This window comes from Janthinobacterium sp. GW460-12-1-14-LB5 (genome assembly GCF_059423585.1).
Genome location: NZ_JBWKYD010000003.1, coordinates 213466 through 234515 on the forward strand (window position 1 = coordinate 213466; position 21050 = coordinate 234515).

Here is a 21050-nt window from a genome sequence, read left to right on the forward strand (position 1 = left end):
CGCCATGCTCAAGCCCCTGCTTCTCGGCCTGGCACTGTTGCCCGCGTTCGCCGGCGCACAGGAAGGCAGCGACTGGACCGCGTATCGCGACGCCTACCGCCACATGATCTGGTTCGAGAAGTACGGCAAGCCCAAGCAATTGCTGCAGCAGCATCTGCGCTTGCGCGCGCGCGACGCCGGCGTATCCACGGATGGCTTGCGCCTGGCCTTGCACGGCAAGGACGCGCAGCTGGCGCTGCCGCTCGATGCGCTGGGCCGCGCCGTTTTCCCGTTTTCCAAGGCCGCCTATGACGACAACGCGGAGCTGACCTGGAACCGCAAGCCGGGGCAGATCGCCTGGGGAGCGTGGGTCTCCATCGTCACGCGGCCCGATGGCGTGTATGCGGCGGCCGACCTGCGCGCCGCCTGCGAACAATTCCTCGCCTATACGCGCTACACCGGCGGCACTGGCGGCAAGCGCTGCGCCGGCGTGCAGTTTGCGTATGCGAGGACGGATGCGGCGCAAGTGCGCTACCAGGGCGGCGATGGCGCGGCAACACCGCTGGCGGCGCAGGACGGCCCCGCCTTTCCCGGCGACGCCGTGGCCGGTTTCCGTATCTTCGCCTACCGTTTCCATGCGCACCCGGACGGGGGCCAGGTCCTCACCGGCGGCACGCCGCTGGCGATCGCCGCCCTGCTGGAATAAGGCAGGCCGCGTTCAGTGCGCGGCCGCGCCCGCCACGTGGGACGCCAGCTTGCGGCGCGCCAGCCACGCCAGCGGCAGCAGGGCCAGCAAGGCGGCGGCCACGCCGGCCCACGGCGACGATGCCATCAGCTGGCGCGACACCATCAGCGCGCCCAGCATGGAACCGAAGGAAATGCCGAGGTTAAACGCGGAAATGTTCAGGCCCGAAGCGAAATCGACGGCTTGCGGCGTGTAGCGCTCGGCCGTGGCCAGCATGCCCGCCTGCAGGGCCGGCGACAGGCCGAAGGCGAACACGCCCCAGACGAACAGCATCACCGTCATCATCCATGGCGAGCTGATGCTCAAAGCCACGCCCACTTGCGTCACGGCAAGCAACAGCAGCATCGATCGCAAGGCCTTTTGCCAGCCCAGGTGGCTGGTCAGGTAGCCGCCCGCCAGGTTGCCGGCAAAGGTGGCGATGCCGAACACGATCAGCAGGGCGCTGGCCATGGTGGCGGAAAAGCCCGTCACGTCCGTGAGGATGGGCGTAATGAACGTGAAGGCGGCAAAGCTGCTGCCGAAGCCGAACGTCGTCACGGCCATCATGGTCAGGATGGGGCCGCTGCCCAGGGCCGCCAACTGCGTCATGGCCTTGCCGCCCTTGCCCTGCTGCAAACCGGCCGGCAGCCAGCGCGCCATGGCGGCCAGGCCCAGCGCGGCCAGCACGACCACGGCAAAGAACGGCAGGCGCCAGCCCATCAGGTTGCCGAGGAAGCTGCCCAGCGGCACGCCGATCACCATGGCCAGCGTCAATCCCGCAAACATCACGGAAATCGCCCTGCCCGCCTGCGCCTTGCTGACCAGGCCGGCGGCCACGGTGGCGCCGATGGCAAAGAAGGTGCCGTGCGCCACGGCCGTGATGACCCGTCCCGCCAGCAACAATTCGAACGTGTGGGAAAACGCGGCCAGCAAGTTACCGGCGAGAAAAACGCTCATCAACCCCAGCAAGGCCGCCTTGCGCGGCAGGCGCGACATCAGCAGCACCAGCAGCGGCGTGCCGATGGCCAGCGCCAGCGCATACAGGCTGACGAGGGAACCGGCCGATTCGATGGAAATCCGCAAATCTTTCGCAATCGCGGGCAGGATGCCGACGACGATGAATTCGGTCACGCCGATGGCGAAGGCGCCGACGGCCAGCGCCAGCACGCCGGGCGGCATCTTGGTGGATGAAGTGGAAACAGGGGCTGCGGTGGTCATGATGGCTCCAACAATGGTTCAAGCGGGCCAGTGTATCGGGATAAACACTTTTGATATAGACTCCAATAATGGAAACACCTGTGAAATGGATTCAATAATGGCGCGGCAAGACATCAACCGTTCGTTCGAAATGGCCGTCTTCGTGGCCGTGGTGGAAACGGGGGCTTTTTCCGCCGCCGCGCGCCGCCTGGCCCTGACGCCGTCGGCCGTCAGCAAGCTCGTCAATCGTCTGGAAGCGCGGCTCGGCGCCCGCTTGCTGCAGCGCAGCACGCGCCAGCTGCACACGACGCCCGAGGGCGACGCCTTTTTTATCCAGTGCAAGCGCATCCTCGACGATATCGACGGCGCCGAGCGCGAAGCGGCGCAGGGGGCGGCGCCGCGCGGGCGCCTGCGCATCAACTGTTTCGTGCCGTTCGGCGTGCGCCATCTGCTGCCCATCCTGCCCGAGTTCGCCCGCCGCTATCCCGACATCGTGCTTGACGTCGTCGTCAGCGACGCCATCGTCGACTTGCTGGAAGACCGCACCGACATCGCCATCCGCACGGGCCAGCTGAAGGCATCGAACCTGGTGGCGCGCAAACTGGGCGAAGACGCGATGGTCGTCGTCGCCTCGCCCGCGTACGTGGCGCGCCACGGCTTGCCGCGCACGCCGCAGGACTTATCCGGGCACAATCTGCTGGCGTTCAACTTCCGCTGCCAGAACGAAACCTGGCCCTTCCTCGATGGGAGCGGAGGAACGTTGCAGGTGGCGCCGCAGGGCAATACCTGCGTCAGCGATGGCGAAAGCATGCGCCAGCTGGTGCTGGCGGGCATGGGCCTGGGACGCTTTTCGCGCCAGCACGTGCAGCGCGATATTGCGCAAGGTCAATTGGTGGAAGTGCTGCAGGATTACAATCCGGGCGACAAGGAACTCGTGCACGCCGTCTTCGTGGGTCCGGGCCTGCAAGTGCCGGCCCGGGTGCGCGTGATGCTCGATTATCTGCTGGAAAAAGTGCAGCTGGGCGTACCTTAAGCCAGCGCTTCGTTCAAACGCAAACTCCGGCCTTCGTCGAGCATCACTTCGAATTCCGCCGCAGGCACGGCCGGGCTGAACAGATAGCCTTGCAGCTGGTCGCAACCCAGTTCGCGCAAGAAACGCATCTGCTCGGCCGTTTCCACCCCTTCGGCAACGATTTCCTGGCGCAGCTGCTGCGCCATGGTGACGATGGCGCGGGCGATGGCGCAATCGTTTTCCTCGAAGGGCAAGCCGACGACGAAGGAGCGGTCGATTTTCAGGGTGCTGATGGGGAATTTCTTCAGGTAGGCCAGGCTGGAATAGCCGGTGCCGAAGTCATCCAGCGCCAGCGCCAGGCCCATGGCCACCAGCTGGTTCATGATGTCGATGACCTTGTCGGCGCCCCGCATCAGCAGGCTTTCCGTGATTTCCAGCATGATCTGCTCGGGCCGCACGCCATAGCGTTCGAGCACGGCCGCTATGCGCGCCGGCAACTGTTCATCGAACTGGCGCGCCGACAGGTTGACGGCGATGGCCGGCATGTGCAGGCCCCGGTCTTCCCAGCTGCGGATCTGCCGGCAAGCCTCGTCCAGCACCCAGGTGCCCAGTTCCAGAATCAGACTGGTTTCCTCGGCAACGGGGATGAAGACGCCGGGCGAGACCATGCCGCGCATCGGATGCTTCCAGCGCAGCAAGGCTTCCGCGCCCACGATGCGTCCGCTGGCCAGGCTCACTTTCGGCTGGTAATGCAGTTCCAGCTCCTTGTCGCCCAGGGCCAATCGCATTTCGCTTTCCAGGCGCAAATGTTCCTTGGCGCGCCGGTTCATGTCTTCACGATAAAACAGGAAGGTAGATTCGATGGTCTGCCCCGCCTTGGCCACGGCTACGTCGGCAAAGCGGAACAGGGCCGGCGCTTCCAGGCCGTCTTCCGGATACACGGTGATGCCGATGCTGGCGCCCACGTGCAGCGCGTGCGCATCGATATTGATGGGCGCTTCCAGCAGATTGAGCAGCTTTTGCGCCACGTTGGCCGCGTGTTCGCGCTTTTCGATGTGCAGCAGGGCCACGACGAATTTGCTGTTGTCGACGCGCGCCAGGATATCGGCGTCGCGCAGGGCGCCGCGGAACAGCTGGCCGATGGCGATCACCAGCTGGTCGCCCACTTCATGGCCCAGCGTGTCGCTGATGGAACCGATGCGGCTGATGTCGATGACCATCAGCGCGCCATGCGAGCCCTGGCGTTTCGCCTCGGCCAGGCCCTGGTCGACCAGCTGGTTCAGCAGGCACCGGTTGGGCAAGCCCGTCAGGCTGTCGTAGTTGGCCATGCGCTGCATGCGCGCTTCCGCATCCTTGTGCACCGAGATATCGGAAAACAGGGAAAACACGTGGCTGATCTCGCCATACTCGTCGCGCACGACGCTGATGGTGACGTCTTGCGGGAATAGTTCGCCATTCTTGCGCTTGCCAATGATTTCGCCGCGCCAGGAACCGTGGCCGCGCATGGCGGCGCGCACCTTGGCGCGGAAATCGGGATCGTGCACGCCCGAGCGCAGCAAGTCCGGCGTGCGGCCGATGGCTTCGGCCGGCGAATAGCCGGTGATGCGGGAAAATGAACTGTTGATGGAGACGATGCGCTCTTCCGCGTCCGTGATCAGCACGGCTTGCTCGCTGTCTTCGATGATGCGCGCGTGCAACCTTACCTTGTCGACGTCGGACAGCGGCTCGCTCAGCGCCGACAGGCGCACGGCCATGCCGCAGCCCTTGCCCGCCTGGTCGTGGATCACGTGGCGGTGCATGCGCAGCCACGTCACCATGCCCGACTTCTTGCGCCGGCGCACATCGGTGGCCACGTCGCCCTGCGTGAAATGCAGCTCCAGCACGCTCGCTTCCGCGTCGTCTTCGGGATACAAAAACAGGATGTGCTGGCCCAGGGCTTCCAGTTCGGAATAGCCGAACATCTGCTCGGCGCCATGGTTCCAGCCGATCAAAAAGCCGTCGGGGTCGATTTCCAGCAAGGCATCGGGCGGCGCCACGCGCACCACGGGCCGGCTGGCGCCGCGCAGCCGTTCCAGTTCTTCCTGCAGCCGCGCCAGGGTGGCGGCCTGCTGCGGCCCCGCCTGTTCACGGGCATCCTGGGCCAGGCGCAGGCACAGCGCAACCTTCGCCTCAAGCATGGCTACCCCACGCTTGGGCCAGGTCGGGGGAAGGTATCAGGGGCGCTGCAGTGTGTGTAATCATCAAAATCCCACTATGGGGCATGGAGGTCGGGCGGGAAATACTGTGAATATGGTAACTTAAAAATGTTGGCGTATGTCAACATTTTAAGGCCTACGCCGAATGGCCAGGCAGATGCTGCGCCAGGCGGGCAAACACGTCCGGTTCGCGCATGCGCGCCATCCACCAGCGCAGCGCGGCGCCATCCTCGCCCACGCGCCAGGCCAGGTAAAACGTTTCCGATGGTTTCGGCTCTTCCACGGCCTTTTCCACCAGCAAGCCACGCGCGATGGCGGCGCGCGCACACGGCCCCGGCAGGAAGCCAAAGCCCAGCCCCAGCACCTGGTAATCGAACTTGACCTGCATGTTGGGCACGCTCAAGGCATCTTGTCCCAGCAGCAACCCCACCGTGCGCGGCGCCATCTGGCGCGCCGAATCGGCCACCACCACGGCCCGGTGCTGCTGCAGGTGGCCGCGCGACAGGGGTTCCGGCACCTGCGCCAGCGGATGCGTGGGCGCCACGGTGAAGACGAAGTCGAGCATGCCGATCGGCTGCGCGATATAGCCGCCGCCGGCCGGCCCGTCGCCGGGCGCGCCCACCAGCAAGTCGGCCCTGCGGTCCAGCAGCGCTTCCCAGGTGCCCGACAGGGTGTCTTGCGACAGGCGCAAGCGCGTCTGTTGCGCCACGTCATAGAAGGCGCGCACGTCGTCGGCCAGCGCCACGGCGGAAAACATGGAATCGATGCCGATGGACAATTCCGTTTCCCAGCCGGAAGCCACGCGGCGCACGCGGTGCTCGAGGTCCTGCGCCGCCTTCAGCAGATACCTGCCCTCTTTCAGCAATTCCTGGCCGGCCGCCGTCAGCATGACTTTCGGGCCATTGCGCTGGAACACCTGCACGCCCAGGTCGTCTTCCAGCTTGGCCACCGTATAGGAAATGGTGGACGGCACTTTATGCAACTCCTTGCCGGCCGACGAGAACGATCCGCGGCGGTCGATGGCGTCGACGATTTGCAGGGCTTCCAGGCTCAGTCTTAACATTCGATTTTTTCGATCATAGCTCGGTAGATTTTCCGTTTTTCTTTCTCGGTTGGGCGCCCTATACTTTCTCCATCGTACAGCGACGGGCAGATCAGGCGCCACGGCAACTGCCAGGCAACGGCCCTTCGAAATTATCGCACATTAACCTTTAGAAACGGAGTCCACCATGTTACAGATTCGTCATAGCGAAGAACGCGGCGCCGCCAACCACGGCTGGCTCAATTCCCACCACAGCTTTTCCTTCGGCAGCTATCACGATCCGCTGCACATGGGCTTTGGCCCCTTGCTGGTGATCAATGAAGACCGGGTCACGCCAGGCCAGGGTTTCGGCACGCACGGCCACCGCGACATGGAAATCATTTCGTATGTGCTCGACGGCGCGCTCGAGCACAAGGACAGCATGGGCACCGGTTCCGTGCTGCACTACGGCGATGTGCAGCGCATGAGCGCCGGCAGCGGCGTGCGCCACAGCGAGTTCAACCACTCGGCGACGGATGGCTTGCACTTCCTGCAGATCTGGATCCAGCCGAACGTGACGGGCATTGCGCCCAGCTATGAAGAGAAACACTTCACGCCGGAAAGCAAACGGGGCAAGCTGCGTTTGATCGCCTCGTCCGACGGCCGCCAGGGTTCCGTGCTGATCCACCAGAATGCGGCCATCTACGCCAGCATCCTGCAGGAAGGAGAACAGGCCGAACATGCGCTGGACGAAGGCCGCCTTGCCTATGTGCACCTGATCCGCGGCAGCCTGGTCGTCAACGGCACGCCCTTGAAAGCGGGCGATGCGCTGAAATTGACGCAGGAAGCGGCCGTGATCATCACGCAAGCAGAGGACGCAGAGTTTCTGGTCTTCGATTTACCGAAATAATTGATAAATACAAAGAAAGAAAAAATCATGGAAAACAGAACCAACGTCTTGCTCCCCCTCGGCCGTGCCGCCCTTGGCGTGCTGTTCTTTGTCTCGGGCTTGCTGAAAATCGGCGGCTTTGCCGGTGTGGCCGGCTACATGGCCAGCCAGGGCTTGCCAATTGCCAATATTTTGCTGGTGGGCGTGATCGTCCTGGAAGTGGGCGGCGGCCTGCTGCTGATCACGGGCTGGCAGGCGCGCTGGGCGGCGCTGGCCCTGGCGCTGTTCCTGATCCCGACGACGCTCATCTTCCACGCCTTCTGGAGCGCCGATGCGGCCCACTTCCAGGACCAGCTGACGAACTTCCTGAAGAACCTGTCCATCTTCGGCGGCATGCTGTTGCTGGTGGAGCGCGGCTTTCGCCAGGCCAGATAAGGCCAAGGCCGCCTGACCGGACGGGCCCGTCATGGACGCGGCCCGCCCGGCCGGCAGCCTGTCACCGTTTTGTCATCAAGCTGACATGGCGCTGTCACATTCGACAACTATCATGCGGTTGCCTTTAAATCACGCAACCACAGGACATCGCAGCCCATGAACAAGCCCAACGATCTGGCCATCCGCGCCACCGATCTGAACGACATTGACAGCAACGCGTCCCACGACAACCATTTCAACAGCATCCTGAACGCCCGCCTGAGCCGCCGCAACTGGCTGCGCGGCAGCGCCGTCACGGCCGCTACCGCCGTCATGGGTTCGATGGGCCTGTCCGCTTGCGGCGGCGGCAGCGATGCGGCCGCCGTCACGCCGACGCCAACGCCGACGCCCGAAAAACTGCTGGCCTTCACGGCCGTGCCAAAAAGCCTGGCCGACATCGTGTCGGTGCCGGCCGGCTACACGGCCACCGCCCTGTATGCGCTGGGCGACTCGCTGCGCGCGGCCACGCCAGCCTACAAGAACGACGGCAGCGATACCGATTTCGACAACCGCGCCGGCGACCACCACGACGGCATGGAATACTACGGCCTGTCCGCCGCCGGCGCGCCGCTGGCATCCGGCGCCGAACGGGGCTTGCTGGCGATGAACCACGAAGCGACCACCGACGAAAAACTGTCCTCGCACTTCCTGCACGTGAATGGCGGCACCACCACGCTGCCGCGCCCCGCCGCCGAAGTCGACAAGGAAGTGGCCGTCCATGGCCTGAGCGTGGTGGAAGTCAAGAAGACGGGCAGCGCCTGGGCCACCGTCAACGATTCCGCCTTCAACCGCCGCGTCACGCCGCTGACGGATATCGAGCTTGCCGGCCCCGTGCGCGGCAACGCCCTCGTGGTGACCAAGTACTCGCCGACCGGCACCAAGACGCGCGGCACCATCAACAACTGCGGCACGGGCAAGTCGCCATGGGGCAGCTACCTGTCCGGCGAAGAAAACTGGGCCGGCTACTTCACGCGCTCGGCCACCGACAACGCCGCGCGCGGCGACAAATCCGTGGTGTCGCTGAACCGCTATGGCCGCAGCCAGGGCGGCGCCTCGCGCCACGGCTGGGAAACGGGCGGCAGCGACGACAAGTACGCGCGCTGGAACCTGAGCAAGACCGGCGCATCGGCCGATGGCAGCGACGACTACCGCAATGAGCTGAACGGCATGGGCTACATCGTCGAGATGGACCCGTACGACAAAACCAAGGCGATCCGCAAGCGCACGGCGCTGGGCCGCTACGCGCACGAAAGCGCCGCCTTCAGCGTACCGGCCGTGGGCCAGCAGCTGGCCGTCTACATGGGCGACGATTCGCGCAACGAATACATCTACAAATTCGTCACGGCCGCCGTCTGGGCCGCGGCGGACGCCAACCCGGCCGACCGTATCGCCACGGGCGACAAATACCTCGATTCGGGCAAGCTGTACGTGGCCAAGCTGGCCGCCGACGGCACCGGCCAGTGGATCGAGCTGGCCCTGTCGAACGCGCTGATCCAGGCGTACGGCGCCTACAAGTTCGCCGACCTGGCCGACGTGCTGGTCAACGCCCGCCTGGCGGCCGACGCCGTGGGCGCAACAAAAATGGACCGCCCGGAATGGTGCTCGGTCAACCCGGCCAACGGCGAGATCTATTACACACTGACCAATAACTCGAACCGCACCGTCAATCCGAGCGGCTCGTCGCAGCTGGCGCCGGACGGCGGCAACCCGCGCGCCTACACGGACATGAAGGGCAGCAGCGCGCAAAACGGCAATCCGAACGGCCATATCATCCGCTTCAAGGAAGGCACGGGCGCGGCGGCAGCCACCAGCTTTACCTGGGATGTCTACCTGTTCGGCGCCGAGAGCGGCGCCGACGCCAGCAAGATCAACCTGTCGAACCTGACGGCCGACCAGGATTTCTCGAGCCCGGATGGCCTCGCCTTCAGCCCCTACACGGGCATCTGCTGGATCCAGACCGACGATGGCGCGTACACGGACGTGACCAACTGCATGATGCTGGCCGCCATCCCCGGCAAGGTCGGCGACGGCGCCAAGTCCACCCTGAACTACGCCACGGCGGCAGGCGGCAACCTGGCCGTCGATACCTTCATCGGCAAGAAACCCACGGCCGACACGCTCAAGCGCTTCCTGGTGGGGCCGGTCGGCTCGGAAATCACGGGCATCAGCGAAACGCCGGACGGCAAGACCATGTTCATCAACATCCAGCATCCGGGCGAAAACACCAAGCTGGAAAATATCGGCGATCCGTCCAAGTACACGAGCCAGTGGCCGGCCAACGCCGGCTATGGGACTGGCAAGCGCCCCCGCTCGGCCACCATCGTGATCACCAAGAACGATGGCGGACGCATCGGCAGCTGACGTCCCGTGCCTGGCGGCGGCATCCGCCAGGCAAAGCCAGCCATCCATCCACCTTGTAAAAGGAGGAAGTGCCCCTAAGTAAGGTTCATCACCAGACATTGCAACGACCGAAAGGCAGCCGGGGAAAAACGTTTCCCTGCTTTTTGGTATGATGGCAAGGCGCGCCGGCACCGGAGTGGTGTCGCGCGCCTTTTATTTTTGACAATTACTTATATGAGCACAACCATGCAAAGCGGCGCAGACCTCCTGGCGACAGGCGAATTGGATTACACGACTTCCTGCGCACTGCCGACGCCGTGGGCCCAGTTCACCCTGCACGCCTTTGTCGAGCACGCCACGGGCAAGGAACACCTGGCCATGGTGCTGGGCGATATCGGCAACGGCGAGCCGGTGCTGGCGCGCGTGCATTCCGAGTGCCTGACGGGCGACGTGCTGTTTTCCCAGCGCTGCGACTGCGGCGCCCAGCTCGAAGGCGCCTTGAAACGCATCGCCGAGGAAGGCCGCGGCATCTTGCTGTACCTGCGCCAGGAAGGACGCGGCATCGGCCTGATCAACAAGATCCGCGCCTACCGCCTGCAAGAGGCGGGCGCCGACACGGTGCAGGCGAATGAACAGCTGGGCTTCAAGGCCGACGCGCGCAACTACACCTTGTGCAAGCCCATGTTTGCGCAATTCGGCATCGACAGCCTGCGCTTGATGACGAACAACCCGCGCAAGATCGCCGCCATGGAAGCGCTGGGCATCACGGTGGCCGAACGCGTGCCGCTGCTGGTCAACCGCAACGCCTTCAACCAGCATTACCTGAATACCAAGCAAAGCAAGCTGGGCCACATGATGACGCCGGAAACGGCGCCGGCGCTGGAAGACGGCGCCCTGTAATTGCCCGGCCGGCGCGCAGCGGCGCGCCCTCTGGGCGCCAGCGTCGCTCCTGCTCACGCACAAAGGATGCATGAAATTATCTAACTTCGCCTGCTTGCTGGCCTGCCTGTGCGCTGCCGCAGGCGCCCACGCGGCCCCCGCCGCTGCGACTCCTCCTGTAAAACCGCCGCCGGCCACCGCCGCGCCCGCCGCCACCGAACATGCGTCCCTGCCGCCGCCCTCGTCCGCCGCGCAAAAACTGTACACGGCCGCGCGCGCCGATATTTTGCAAGTGCGCGTGCTGCTGAAAAACGGCCGCACGCAATCGTCGGTCGGCTCAGGCTTCTTGATCGGCACGGGCAACCTGGTAGTGAGCAACTATCACGTCGTGTCGCAATTCGCCCTCGACCCGGACACCTATGTGGGCGAATGGGTCGACACCAGCGGCCAGCGGGGCAATGTGGAATTGCTGGCCGTCGACGTGCTGCACGACCTGGCCGTGCTGCGCGTGAACCGCCATGGCACGGGCTTTTTCAAGATGCCGGAGCCGCTGGCACCACTGACCCAGGGCCAGTACCTGTATTCGATGGGCAATCCGCTGGACCTGGGCTTCGCCATTTCGGAAGGTTCATACAACGGCGTCGTCACGCGCAGCTTCTACGACCAGCTGATGTTTACGGGACCGATCAATTCCGGCATGAGCGGCGGCCCCAGCGTCACGGCGAACGGCGACGTCGCCGGCGTGAACGTGTCGAAACGCCTCGATGGCGAACTCGTCAGTTTTCTCGTGCCGGCCCGCTATGCGCAGCAATTGCTGGCCAGGGTGGCGCAGCAAGGCAAGCCGCCGAAAGACTTCAAGCCGCTGGTGACGGCGCAGCTGCTGGCGCACCAGGAAGTCATGCTGGCGCGCCTGCTCGACACGCCGCTGAGCTTGAAAGCCATGGGGCCGTACCGCGTGCCCGTGCGCGAGTCGGACCAGATGCGCTGCTGGGGCCGCTCCAACGTCAAGTCCGACAAGCCCTATATGCTCGACAACACGAGTTGCGCCATGGAATCGGCCATCTTCATTTCCGGCGCCCTGCAGACGGGGCAAGTGTCAATGCGCCACGAATTCTTGCGCAGCAGCGAACTGGGCGCCCTGCGCTTTTCCGAGCTGGCCAGCGCCTCGTTCAAGAATGAAAGTTTCGGCAGCTACAAGAGCGCGCACCTGACGGGGCCCCATTGCACCGAACAGTTCGTCAAGAACAAGACCCTGCCCCTGCGCGCCGTCCTGTGCGTGCGCGCCTACCGCAAGTTTACGGGACTGTACGACTTTGCCCTGCTGGCGGCCAGCACCGATGAGCCACTCATGAGCCTGCAAAGCCGCATCGACGCGCGCGGCGTGTCGTACGCCAACGGCATGCGCGTCACGCGCACCTTCCTCGAAGCGCTGTCGCGGGAAAGCGGCCGCAAGCCATGAAGCCTCCCTATTACATCGAAGTCCTCGCCGAGAATGGCGAGGTACGGCAGCGCCAGCGGATGGAATCCCTGCCGATCCACATCGGCCGCGGCTACGACAACGACTTCATCCTCGACGACGCGCATACGGCGGCCCGGCACGCCATCGTCGAGGACGACGGCGCGGGCGGCCTGCTGCTGCGCGACCTGGGCAGCCAGAATGGCGTGGTCCACCGGGGCCAGCGCCAACTGCACGTGGCCTTGAGCGGCAACAGCATCGTGCGCCTGGGCCACACGCGCCTGCGCGTGCGCGCCAGCGACCATCCGGTGGCGCCTGAACTGGGCGATACCACCAGACATGACTGGGAAGGCTTGCGCCCCGCCGTCGCCGGCCTGGCCATGATCGGCGCCTCCGCCGCCTTCAGCAACTGGCTCAGCGATGCGGAAGCCTTCGACCCGATTTCCTACCTGATGATCATCGCCTACGCGCTGGCAGGCGGCCTCGTGTGGGCATCGATCTGGGCCGTGGCAAACCGCCTGTTCGGCCACGTGGCGCGCTTCGGCCGCCACCTGTTCATCATCGGCTGCGGCTTGCTGGCCATGGAAGTGTGGGAACTGGCAAGCAATGTGACGGCGTATGCATTCTCGCTGGAAGTGCTGACGCGCTACGGACGCCATATGTTCATCGTCATTGTATGCGCGATGATCTACTACCATTTGTGCACGATCAAACCGCAGCATCCGCGCCGCTTCGGCCTCGTTGCCGTCGTGCTGGCCATCCTTGGCTCGACCCTGATTTTACTGAGCAACCTGCAGATCAGCGGCCGCCTGGCCGACGAGGCCTACATGTCGGCGATCTACCCGCCTGCCCTGCGCCTGAGCCCGGATCACACGACGGACGCCTTCTTCCGCGGTGCGGCAGGCCTGCAGCGCGCCGTCGATGCCGAACGGGGCAAGGCGGCCAAGGGGGCCGACGAAGACGAGGACAACGGCGATTGACGCGCCGCCATGCAAAAAGCCCGCCGTGTCCTGACAGACCGGCGGGCTTTTTTACGTGCAGCACGCAGCGTTTCGCTGCCTGGAACCTGCGCTTAAAACTTCTCGTCCTGCGGGCGGCGCGCCGTGAAACCCAGCAGGCCCAGGCCGATCAGCAGCATGGCGTAGGTGCTTGGTTCCGGCACGGCCGACACCAGGCCGTCGTTGCTGGAAAAGCTGGCGAAATTGCTGTTGCCCGCCTTGAACTGGACTTGCTGGCCGCCATCGCAGCAGCCTTCCAGGCCATAGATGCTCAAGGTATGGTTGCCGGCTGACAAGGAGCTCGAACCGCTGAGGAACTGGCTGCCATTGTTGTAGTTACCTTCCCACCACATGTCGTTGCTCTTGAAGTCCAGCGCCACGCCGTCGAGGAACAGGGCGCCGCCGTTGCCGAAATCGACGCCGCTGCGGAAGCTCCAGGCGCCCGCGTCGGCCACGCTGACGCCAAAATTGATGACGGATTTGAAGGCGATGTTCGAGCCGCTGCCGAACAGGCCGCTGTTGTTGACGTTATCGTAGCTGGCAATCGTCGTCGCGCCATAGCTGGCGCCCGGCGTGGCCACGGCGGCATTCACCACGGACTGGTAAGCGGCGGCGGAGCTTTGCGCGCCAGCGTCCGAGTAGCCGGTGGAAACGGTAATGGTGCTGGCGTTCGCGTGGGCAAACACACCAGCGGCGATCAGGGACAGGGCAATTTTAGGCAAGTTTTTCATGATGGATATCCAGTCATCAATAAGTATTCAACGGGCGCAACAGGCGTGAGGGCGCTTGAGCTGAATACACGCTGCATTGTGGCGTGTCGGCGTAGCGCAGGAAGTGCAAGGATGAGCGGTCGGGGACGTGGCTGCCGCAAAACATCGCGGACTTGCGGCGTGCCATGGCGGCACTGCAAGCGTCCTGGAAAGGGTTCGGGTTCCCGGGACAAAACCAGACAGTTGACGGGTCAGGTGAAACGTTGAATCTATTTTATCTTAAATTCCCTGGAAGAAAAGTATTTTTCTTTTAGTCATGTAAGATACTTTTATGGCAAGCAGCCGAAAACAGGCTGGACAGCCCTGCCTGCACGGGCATTGGGCCCCTTGCGCGGCAGCCGGACGTGTCGCTCAAGCACCACAAGCGTGCGCGGCAGTGTCGCATCTTGCGCATTTCTTTTCGCACGCCGCTGCACCACGGGGCGAAACAGCGTGGCAAAATGTAGTCACGCTGCTATCTATCCGAACAGGGGGAAAGAGGAATGGTCGACCTGGAAGAACTACGCTATCTGGCACTGTCGTTTCCCGACACCACCGAGGAAGATCACCACGACCGTCCAGCCTTCCGCGTGGGCGGGAAGATCTTTGCCACCCTGCCCGACGACGAGCACATCAACGTGCTGCTCGATGCGGAAGCGGCGCATATCGCCACCGTCATCACGCCCTCCGGCTGCGAAAAACTGTGGTGGGGCGAACGCCTGGCCGGCATCACGGTATGCCTGGCCGATGCCGAGCTGGACATGCTGGCCGCCGCCCTGACGGCCGCCTGGCGGCGCAAGGCACCGAGCGACTTGGCCAAGACCATCTCGCCGACGGGGTAGTTACATCGGTAGTTACATTGGCCAATTGCGCAGCAGCAAGCCCACCATTTGCTGCAATTGCTCGCGCGATACGCCCGCCGCCGCCTGGATGGCCATGCCCTGCGACAAGGTCACGACGAAGCGCGCCTGCTGCTCCGGGCAGGAATCGGGCGGCAAATCCCCCTCCTCCTTCGCGCGCCGCAAACGGTCGCGCAGCTTGATTTCACCGCGCAGCCGGCGCGCAAACAATTCATCGCGGATCGGCAAGGCATCGTCGCTGCACGCCAGCGCCGCATTCACGCCCATGCAGCCGTGCGGGCCGTCCGGCATGGTTTGCGCGTCGACATACTGCGTCAGCAAGACTTCCACCACCTGGCGCGCCGTCGGCTGTTCCAGCGCCGCATCGAAAAAGCGCATGCGCGTGTCGCTGTAGCGCTCGAGCGCCTTGTGGAACAGCTGCTCCTTGTTGCCGAAGACGGCATACAGGCTGGGCCGGTTCATGCCCATGGCTTTCGTCAATTCCGGCAAGGAACTGCCTTCATAGCCTTTTTCCCAGAATACCTTCATGGCGCAATCGAGCGCTTCGTCCGCATCGAAGGTGCGCGGCCGGCCCGTTTTCGCCTTGCCCTCTTGCTCTTTTTTATCTTGTTTCATACCGTTCGGTAAAAAATTATTGACAACACTGTCTGCCTGCCCTGATTATATACCGACCGGTTAAAAACCTCCCGGCTTTTCAGGAACCTCACATGCAAACACTTTCCAACGCTACTGGCGACGATACCACCGTGGCGCCCTGGCTGGCGGTATTATCCGTCGGCATCGGCGCCTTTGCCCTCGTCACTTCCGAATTCCTGCCCGTCGGCCTGCTGCCCGCGATGGCGGCCGAACTGGCCATCAGCAAGGGCCAGGCGGGGCTGATGATCACCACGCCCGGCATCGTCGCCGCGTTTGCCGCCATTCTCGTCACCGTCGGCTCGGGCCGCCTGGACCGCCGCATCGTGCTGCTGGCCCTGACGGCCCTGCTGGTCGCGTCGAACCTGCTGGTGGCGCTGGCGCCGTCATATGGCTGGATCTTGCTGGGGCGCGCCCTGCTGGGCGTGGGCGTGGGCGGCTTCTGGGCCATCGGCAGCGCCATCGGGCCGCGCCTGGTGGCGCCGCAACATGCGTCGCGCGCCATGTCCATCATCTTCGCCGGCGTCTCGCTGGGCACGGTGGCGGGCGTGCCGGCCGGCGCGCTGGTGGGCGAACTGGTCGGCTGGCGGGTCGCCTTCGGCGCGGCCAGCGCCATCGCCGTGCTGGTCTTTATTGGCCAGCTGTTGCTGCTGCCCAGGTTGCCGCCCACGCAAGCCGTCCGCTTGCGCCAGCTGCCGATGATCTTCGGCATCCGCAAGGCCAGGCTGGGCCTGATCGCCACGGCCATGCTGTTCACGGGCCAGTTCGCCGCCTACACGTATATCGCACCGTTCCTCACGCAGATTTCTCACCTGGCGGCCGGCACGGTCAGCGCCATGCTGCTCGTGTACGGCGCTGCCGGCTTCATCGGCAACCTGGTGGGCGGCTGGGCCGCCGGCCGCTACGAAAGGGCCGCGCTGATGGCAACGGGCGCCGTGCTGGGCGTGTCCACCTTGGCCCTGGCCGCGCTGGGCAGCCATGCGCTCACGGCGATGCTGCTGGTGGCCGTCTGGGGTTTCGGTTTCGGCGCCATGCCGATTGCCGTGCAGACGTGGATGTTCAAGGCGGCGCCAGAACTGATGGAAGGCAGCAGCGCGCTGTTTGTTGCCATTGTGCAAGTATCGCTGGCGTCGGGCGCCTTGCTCGGCGGCATGGCCGTCGACCGGCTGGGCGTGTCCAGCGCGATGGTGGTGGGCGGCGCGTTCGCCCTCGCCTGCGCGCTGACAATCGCGCTCTTCGGCAAGCCGCGCGCCAGCGCCAAGGCCGGCGCGGCCTGCGCCGCCTCGTAGGTATCAGATGCGGCCGCGCCTGAATTCCCCGAGGAACTTCGTCACTTCGGCCGCCATCATCACGACATCCGCATCGCCGTGATACGCATACAGGAAGGGCGTGCCGCCCAGGCGGTCCGTCAGCTTGGCAAAGAGTAAAAAGCGGCTGCCCAGCGGGTAGCGCTGCAAGTCCGACAGGCGGCGCGAGCACTGCACCGCCAGCTCCGGCGAAAAAGCCTGGCCCGGCACGGGGCGGATTTCCACGCGGCCGTGTATGTCGCGCGATTCGACGGCAACGTGCCGGTATGCATAAGTATCACGGGCCATGCCGCCACCTTGAATGAAGTAAAGGCGCCATCTTAAGCGAAGATGGCGCCTGGAGTGCTACTGCAGCACGATGCGCAGCAAACGGCCATTGTCTTCATCCGTCAGCGCATACAGGTAGCCGTCCGGCCCCTGGCGCACGTCGCGCACGCGCGCGCCGATGGCCAGGCGGTCCTGCCCCGTCACCTTGCCGTTCGCATCGACGGCGATGCGGCGGATATCCTTGGCCGCCAGGCCGCCGCTGAAGATGCTGCCGCGCCAGGCACCAATCTTGTCGCCCGTGTAGACGGCCAGCCCCGACGGGGCCGGCGACGGCACCCAGGCTACGCTGGGATTGAGCATGCCCGCCACCTCATGCTTGCCGACCGGTTCATGCGTCGTATAGTCGGCGCCATAGCTTTGCAAGGGCCAGCCGTAGTTGCCGCCCGCCACCACGAGGTTCAGCTCGTCGCCGCCGTATGGCCCGTGTTCCGTGGCCCACACGCGGCCGGAAACAGGATCGAGCGCCAGGCCCTGCACGTTGCGGTGGCCATACGACCAGATTTCCGGCAAGGCCCCCTTGGCGGCCAGCGGATTGCCGGGCGCCGGCTTGCCGTCTTCCGTCAGGCGCAGGATGGAGCCCTGGTGCGTGGCCAGGTTTTGCGCCTGCTCGCGCGCCAGGCGGTCGCCTATGCGCAGCGGCGGATTGCCGCCATCGGCCACGCTCATCAGCAAAGTGCCGTCCGGCAGCCACAGCAGGCGCGAACCGAAATGCTGGCCGCCGCTCTTGTCGGTGGACACCTTGAACAGGGTCTGAATGCCCGTCACCTTCTTGCCGTCGAACACGCCGCGCACCAGGGTCGTGCGGTTGGCGTCATTGTTGCCCGTGGACACCGTCATGTACACGCGCGGATGCGGCTTGCCCGCATCCTGCGGATGCAGCACGATATCGAGCAAGCCGCCCTGCCCGCCCGTAAACACCTTGGGCATGCCTTCCAGCGCCACGTCGGCAAAAGTCTTGCCATTGAGCAAATGCAAGGTCCCCTGCTTGCTGGTGACGAGCGCGCGCCCCTCGCCCAGCCAGGCGATGCCCCACGGCTGGCGCACGCCCTGCGCGACAGTCTCGGCCTTCCAGCCCTGTCTTGCGGCGGGCGGCTCGCCCGTCGCTTGCAGTTCGGCGTGGGCGGGCACGGCGCAAGCGGCGAAGGCTCCCAGCAGCAGTGCGGTGGCAAGGTATGTGCGCTTGATGGTTGGCATCCCGGATTCTCCTGTGTCGGCTATGAAAAAGGGCGGCCGGGATGGTCTGTGCCATCGCGCCGCCTTCTAAAAATAGCACAGATTGCCAGGCGGGCGCGCCGCCTGACAGCGACTATCAACGATAAATCAGATGGTACTTGACGCGCGGCGTGTTTTTCTGTGCGCCACCGGTCTGCACCAGCGCCACAGGCTCGCCAGCGGCCGTATGGAAGATGCCGATGCCATAACTTTGTTCGCCGCCAATGACGGGCAAGGTGACGCTGCCATCAGGGAACAACAACTCGCCACTGAAACGCTTGTAGCTGGCTTGATATGTCGCATCACTGCCGAGATAGCCGAGGCCATCGCGTTCCATCACCAGTGCCTCCGCCTTGACGGGCGAATAGCTCATCGACAACACACCATTGTTCGTATTACTCAGAGCGAAGCGACCAACGTACACGAGCGTATCAGACTTGAAGTAGGTCCCACTTGCCGTGAACAACAGATCTTCGCTGGCAGACAAGAAAAACGGTGCTGCCATCGGGATTGGATGCGGCATGAAAATAGAGTAGGACGTTTGCAGAATATAGCCTCGCTGCGAATCAACGAGAAAATCCGAAGGCTGAAACAAGGGCTCGTCATTGATAGTGACGAGTCCCTTGTTCAGCGATGCCACGAATATGCCTCGCATCTCACCATAAAAACCTCCGCGCGTGGTTTTCTTCTCTACAAGCTGGCCAGTGCGTGCGTTGAAGCCTTCCAGTACTGGCTCTCTCACCGAGCCCTTGGATTGACCGGCTAAAAAGACGATGCCCGCATCGGTCGTAAACACTTCCGTCTGCGAGCCGGCTGTGCCGGTCGAACGCAGCAGTTTCCCCGCTTCCAGATCAATCAGGCTAACCACCCCCTCATGCAGCACACCGGCCAGTTTCCCGTCAGCACTCAAACTGAATGACTTCACGGCGGCAGGCAAACTGATACTACTGAAAGTGCCATCGACGGGATTGATAATTTTTAAGGTATCGGGATTTGGCGTCGCCACGATCAGGCGGTCCAGCCCCTTGCTGTAACGCGCCTCCAGCGGCCTGAACGGCAGTGCCACGACACTGTAAGTCGGAACGATCACATTGAGCTTCAGGTAGGCCACCGCCGTTTGCCGGCCACTGGTGACCGTCATCGATAGCACATACGGGCCGGTCACGTCTGGCGTGAATGACGGCACCACGGCCGTCGCTGCCCCGATCACCGCGACGGAACCAGCCGGCCCGCTGTCAACAGCCCAGGTATAACTGAGCTTGCCGCCCCCATCGCCGTAGCTCAGGATGCCGCTGGTCACCACCGGCTGGCCAACGGGCACGGTTTGATTGTCACGACTGATGACAGCGACCGTGCCCTGGATCACGCCACTTGGAATCGTGTTACTAGCATCAAACTGGTACACGGTCTCGGCATAGGCACCCTTGCCGTCCGCGCCGCGGGCGCGCACTTTGTACAGGCCCAACACGTCCGGCGAGAAACGCGCCGTTTGATCCGCGACAAACAGCGTGGCGCTGCTACCGGCCGGCTTCTGGATCAGCTCCCACGTTGTGGTCACCTTGTCGCCGTCGGCATCGGTGCTGCCCGTGGCGTCGAGCACGATGCCGGAACCTGCCGAGACGCTCACGGCATCCTTCACGAGCGGTTGCGCCGTAAACGTCGCATTGACCACCACCACCGCATTCGGTACCCGGTTATTCACCAGCACGGTAGCATTCTTTTCTGCAAAGCCGCCCTTGCCATTCGTCACGCGCAACTTGAAGACATACGTGCCCAGGGCGTCGGGCTGGAAGTTCAGCTTGGGGGTCGCGACAGCGCCCATGTTCAAGCCGCTGCCGGCAGGTTTGGAAACCATGCTCCAGGCAAAACTCAGCGTCCCGCCGTCGCTATCCTTGCTGCTACCGGCATCGAGTTCAATCTGCCCGCCCATGCTGCCGACGGCATCGGCGCCTTCTGCTGCCGCCGAAACGGCACCGGCAAACAGGATGGCAGGCTGCGGCACGGCCGCTACGGGCGGCGGCGCAGTTTCACTGCCACCGCCACCGCCGCCACATCCGGCCAGCATGGCCATGGCCAGCACACCAGTCCCCAACCAGCGCACGACTGGTCCCTGCATACGACTACGCATATGATTCCGTTCTCTCAATATTTCCCATGGTTATAAAGTGACGTCTTGTCGCGTCCGAAAAAACGGACAAATATTATCATGACAATAACGTTAAACTTTCACCAAATTCCACCTTGGAAATATTAATTTTCAGGAATCATTAAAAAGGTACGGCAGAGTTAGCTCAGGCGCGCAGCAGCAAGGCCACGGCTTCGGCCGCGATGCCCTCTTCGCGGCCCAGGTAGCCGAGCTTTTCATTCGTCTTGGCCTTGATGTTGACCTGGCCCACGGTCACGCCCAGGTCTTCGGCCACGTTGGCGCACATGGCGGCGATGTGCGGCGCCATTTTCGGACGCTGGGCGATGATGGTGGCGTCGATATTGCCGATGATATAACCGGTCGCCTGCACGCGGCGCACGGCTTCGCGCAGCAGGGTGCGAGAATCGGCACCCTTGAATTGCGCGTCCGTGTCGGGGAAATGGCGGCCGATGTCGCCCAGCGCGGCGGCGCCGAAGATGGCGTCCGTAATCGCGTGCAGCAGCACGTCCGCGTCGGAATGGCCCAGCAAGCCCAGGTGATGGGGGATTTTCACGCCGCCGATGATCAGGTCGCGGTGCTCCACGAGCGCGTGGCAGTCATAGCCCTGGCCGATGCGGAAAGGCAGTACGGGTGTCGTTGTGTTCATGCAGGT

At 64.0% G+C, this 21050-nt stretch carries 19 protein-coding genes; 10 read left to right on the forward strand and 9 right to left on the reverse strand.

Annotation, left to right across the window (positions count from 1 at the left end):
- Positions 1-4 precede the first annotated feature (4 nt).
- Positions 5-685, forward strand: a complete 681-nt coding sequence (locus AC07X6_RS04120; protein WP_494790187.1) for a hypothetical protein — start codon at positions 5-7, stop codon at positions 683-685.
- Positions 686-697: 12 nt separating this feature from the next.
- On the opposite strand, the gene AC07X6_RS04125 is transcribed toward AC07X6_RS04120, so the two are convergent.
- A complete protein-coding gene (locus AC07X6_RS04125) occupies positions 698-1921 on the reverse strand; it encodes an MFS transporter (protein ID WP_494790188.1) in 1224 nt (407 codons plus the stop codon).
- Positions 1922-2006: 85 nt separating this feature from the next.
- Between AC07X6_RS04125 and AC07X6_RS04130 the strand changes: the two genes are divergently transcribed.
- The gene (locus AC07X6_RS04130) at positions 2007-2933 is read left to right on the forward strand and encodes a LysR family transcriptional regulator (RefSeq protein ID WP_494790189.1); all 927 of its coding nucleotides are present in this window, start codon (positions 2007-2009) and stop codon (positions 2931-2933) included.
- On the opposite strand, the gene AC07X6_RS04135 is transcribed toward AC07X6_RS04130, so the two are convergent.
- Entirely contained in the window at positions 2930-5089 is a 2160-nt protein-coding gene (locus AC07X6_RS04135; RefSeq protein WP_230540401.1) for a putative bifunctional diguanylate cyclase/phosphodiesterase, read from the reverse strand. The genes AC07X6_RS04130 and AC07X6_RS04135 overlap by 4 nt on opposite strands.
- Positions 5090-5243: 154 nt before the next feature.
- Positions 5244-6170, reverse strand: a complete 927-nt coding sequence (locus tag AC07X6_RS04140; RefSeq protein ID WP_230540400.1) for a LysR family transcriptional regulator — start codon at positions 6168-6170, stop codon at positions 5244-5246.
- A 166-nt stretch (positions 6171-6336) separates the two neighbouring features.
- Here AC07X6_RS04140 and AC07X6_RS04145 point away from each other — a divergent pair, with 166 nt between their 5' ends.
- From AC07X6_RS04145 to AC07X6_RS04170, 6 genes are all read left to right on the forward strand, one after another.
- On the forward strand, positions 6337-7038 hold the full coding sequence (locus AC07X6_RS04145; protein ID WP_230540399.1) for a pirin family protein: 702 nt from the start codon (positions 6337-6339) through the stop codon (positions 7036-7038).
- 27 nt (positions 7039-7065) lie between these two features.
- A complete protein-coding gene (locus AC07X6_RS04150; RefSeq protein ID WP_230540398.1) occupies positions 7066-7452 on the forward strand; it encodes a DoxX family protein in 387 nt (128 codons plus the stop codon).
- A 156-nt stretch (positions 7453-7608) separates the two neighbouring features.
- Entirely contained in the window at positions 7609-9852 is a 2244-nt protein-coding gene (locus AC07X6_RS04155) for a PhoX family protein (protein WP_494790190.1), read from the forward strand.
- A 225-nt stretch (positions 9853-10077) separates the two neighbouring features.
- Positions 10078-10731, forward strand: a complete 654-nt coding sequence (gene ribA / locus AC07X6_RS04160; protein WP_230540396.1) for a GTP cyclohydrolase II — start codon at positions 10078-10080, stop codon at positions 10729-10731.
- Between the two features lie 70 nt (positions 10732-10801).
- Positions 10802-12169, forward strand: coding sequence for a S1 family peptidase (locus AC07X6_RS04165; RefSeq protein ID WP_494790191.1), 1368 nt, complete (start codon positions 10802-10804; stop codon positions 12167-12169).
- Complete coding sequence (locus AC07X6_RS04170) at positions 12166-13146, forward strand: FHA domain-containing protein (protein WP_474292069.1); 981 nt, start codon at positions 12166-12168, stop codon at positions 13144-13146. The genes AC07X6_RS04165 and AC07X6_RS04170 overlap by 4 nt, the downstream gene beginning before the upstream one ends.
- Before the next feature lie 92 nt (positions 13147-13238).
- On the opposite strand, the gene AC07X6_RS04175 is transcribed toward AC07X6_RS04170, so the two are convergent.
- Positions 13239-13895 (reverse strand): CCXG family PEP-CTERM protein, encoded by a 657-nt coding sequence (locus AC07X6_RS04175; RefSeq protein WP_494790192.1) that lies wholly within the window; start codon positions 13893-13895, stop codon positions 13239-13241.
- A 521-nt stretch (positions 13896-14416) separates the two neighbouring features.
- Between AC07X6_RS04175 and AC07X6_RS04180 the strand changes: the two genes are divergently transcribed.
- Positions 14417-14755: an MmcQ/YjbR family DNA-binding protein gene (locus tag AC07X6_RS04180; RefSeq protein WP_230540392.1), complete on the forward strand. Its 339-nt coding sequence runs from the start codon at positions 14417-14419 to the stop codon at positions 14753-14755.
- Between the two features lie 12 nt (positions 14756-14767).
- Here AC07X6_RS04180 and AC07X6_RS04185 read toward each other — a convergent pair whose 3' ends face one another.
- Positions 14768-15388, reverse strand: a complete 621-nt coding sequence (locus tag AC07X6_RS04185) for a TetR/AcrR family transcriptional regulator (protein WP_494790193.1) — start codon at positions 15386-15388, stop codon at positions 14768-14770.
- Positions 15389-15480: 92 nt separating this feature from the next.
- On the opposite strand from AC07X6_RS04185, the gene AC07X6_RS04190 reads away from it, so the two are divergent.
- Positions 15481-16695 (forward strand): MFS transporter, encoded by a 1215-nt coding sequence (locus AC07X6_RS04190; RefSeq protein WP_494790194.1) that lies wholly within the window; start codon positions 15481-15483, stop codon positions 16693-16695.
- A 3-nt stretch (positions 16696-16698) separates the two neighbouring features.
- On the opposite strand, the gene AC07X6_RS04195 is transcribed toward AC07X6_RS04190, so the two are convergent.
- The 4 genes from AC07X6_RS04195 to ispF all read right to left on the reverse strand — a co-directional run bounded on the left by AC07X6_RS04195 (position 16699) and on the right by ispF (position 21044).
- Positions 16699-17001 carry a hypothetical protein gene (locus AC07X6_RS04195; protein WP_494790195.1) on the reverse strand — a complete coding sequence of 101 codons (303 nt, stop codon included), beginning with the start codon at positions 16999-17001 and terminating at the stop codon, positions 16699-16701.
- A 57-nt stretch (positions 17002-17058) separates the two neighbouring features.
- Positions 17059-18234, reverse strand: coding sequence for a PQQ-dependent sugar dehydrogenase (locus AC07X6_RS04200; RefSeq protein ID WP_494790196.1), 1176 nt, complete (start codon positions 18232-18234; stop codon positions 17059-17061).
- A gap of 115 nt (positions 18235-18349) precedes the next feature.
- Positions 18350-20323, reverse strand: a complete 1974-nt coding sequence (locus AC07X6_RS04205; RefSeq protein ID WP_494790197.1) for a PKD domain-containing protein — start codon at positions 20321-20323, stop codon at positions 18350-18352.
- Between the two features lie 220 nt (positions 20324-20543).
- Positions 20544-21044 (reverse strand): 2-C-methyl-D-erythritol 2,4-cyclodiphosphate synthase, encoded by a 501-nt coding sequence (gene ispF, locus AC07X6_RS04210; RefSeq protein WP_494790198.1) that lies wholly within the window; start codon positions 21042-21044, stop codon positions 20544-20546.
- Between the last annotated feature and the right edge of the window lie 6 nt (positions 21045-21050).

Bases quoted from the DNA above. Each gene is read 5' to 3' on its own strand.
- AC07X6_RS04120 (WP_494790187.1), top strand. From the start codon at position 5: ATGCTCAAGCCCCTGCTTCTCGGCCTGGCACTGTTGCCCGCGTTCGCC.
- AC07X6_RS04125 (WP_494790188.1), bottom strand. From the start codon at position 1,921: ATGACCACCGCAGCCCCTGTTTCCACTTCATCCACCAAGATGCCGCCC.
- AC07X6_RS04130 (WP_494790189.1), top strand. From the start codon at position 2,007: ATGGATTCAATAATGGCGCGGCAAGACATCAACCGTTCGTTCGAAATG.
- AC07X6_RS04135 (WP_230540401.1), bottom strand. From the start codon at position 5,089: ATGCTTGAGGCGAAGGTTGCGCTGTGCCTGCGCCTGGCCCAGGATGCC.
- AC07X6_RS04140 (WP_230540400.1), bottom strand. From the start codon at position 6,170: ATGTTAAGACTGAGCCTGGAAGCCCTGCAAATCGTCGACGCCATCGAC.
- AC07X6_RS04145 (WP_230540399.1), top strand. From the start codon at position 6,337: ATGTTACAGATTCGTCATAGCGAAGAACGCGGCGCCGCCAACCACGGC.
- AC07X6_RS04150 (WP_230540398.1), top strand. From the start codon at position 7,066: ATGGAAAACAGAACCAACGTCTTGCTCCCCCTCGGCCGTGCCGCCCTT.
- AC07X6_RS04155 (WP_494790190.1), top strand. From the start codon at position 7,609: ATGAACAAGCCCAACGATCTGGCCATCCGCGCCACCGATCTGAACGAC.
- ribA (WP_230540396.1), top strand. From the start codon at position 10,078: ATGCAAAGCGGCGCAGACCTCCTGGCGACAGGCGAATTGGATTACACG.
- AC07X6_RS04165 (WP_494790191.1), top strand. From the start codon at position 10,802: ATGAAATTATCTAACTTCGCCTGCTTGCTGGCCTGCCTGTGCGCTGCC.
- AC07X6_RS04170 (WP_474292069.1), top strand. From the start codon at position 12,166: ATGAAGCCTCCCTATTACATCGAAGTCCTCGCCGAGAATGGCGAGGTA.
- AC07X6_RS04175 (WP_494790192.1), bottom strand. From the start codon at position 13,895: ATGAAAAACTTGCCTAAAATTGCCCTGTCCCTGATCGCCGCTGGTGTG.
- AC07X6_RS04180 (WP_230540392.1), top strand. From the start codon at position 14,417: ATGGTCGACCTGGAAGAACTACGCTATCTGGCACTGTCGTTTCCCGAC.
- AC07X6_RS04185 (WP_494790193.1), bottom strand. From the start codon at position 15,388: ATGAAACAAGATAAAAAAGAGCAAGAGGGCAAGGCGAAAACGGGCCGG.
- AC07X6_RS04190 (WP_494790194.1), top strand. From the start codon at position 15,481: ATGCAAACACTTTCCAACGCTACTGGCGACGATACCACCGTGGCGCCC.
- AC07X6_RS04195 (WP_494790195.1), bottom strand. From the start codon at position 17,001: ATGGCCCGTGATACTTATGCATACCGGCACGTTGCCGTCGAATCGCGC.
- AC07X6_RS04200 (WP_494790196.1), bottom strand. From the start codon at position 18,234: ATGCCAACCATCAAGCGCACATACCTTGCCACCGCACTGCTGCTGGGA.
- AC07X6_RS04205 (WP_494790197.1), bottom strand. From the start codon at position 20,323: ATGGCCATGCTGGCCGGATGTGGCGGCGGTGGCGGTGGCAGTGAAACT.
- ispF (WP_494790198.1), bottom strand. From the start codon at position 21,044: ATGAACACAACGACACCCGTACTGCCTTTCCGCATCGGCCAGGGCTAT.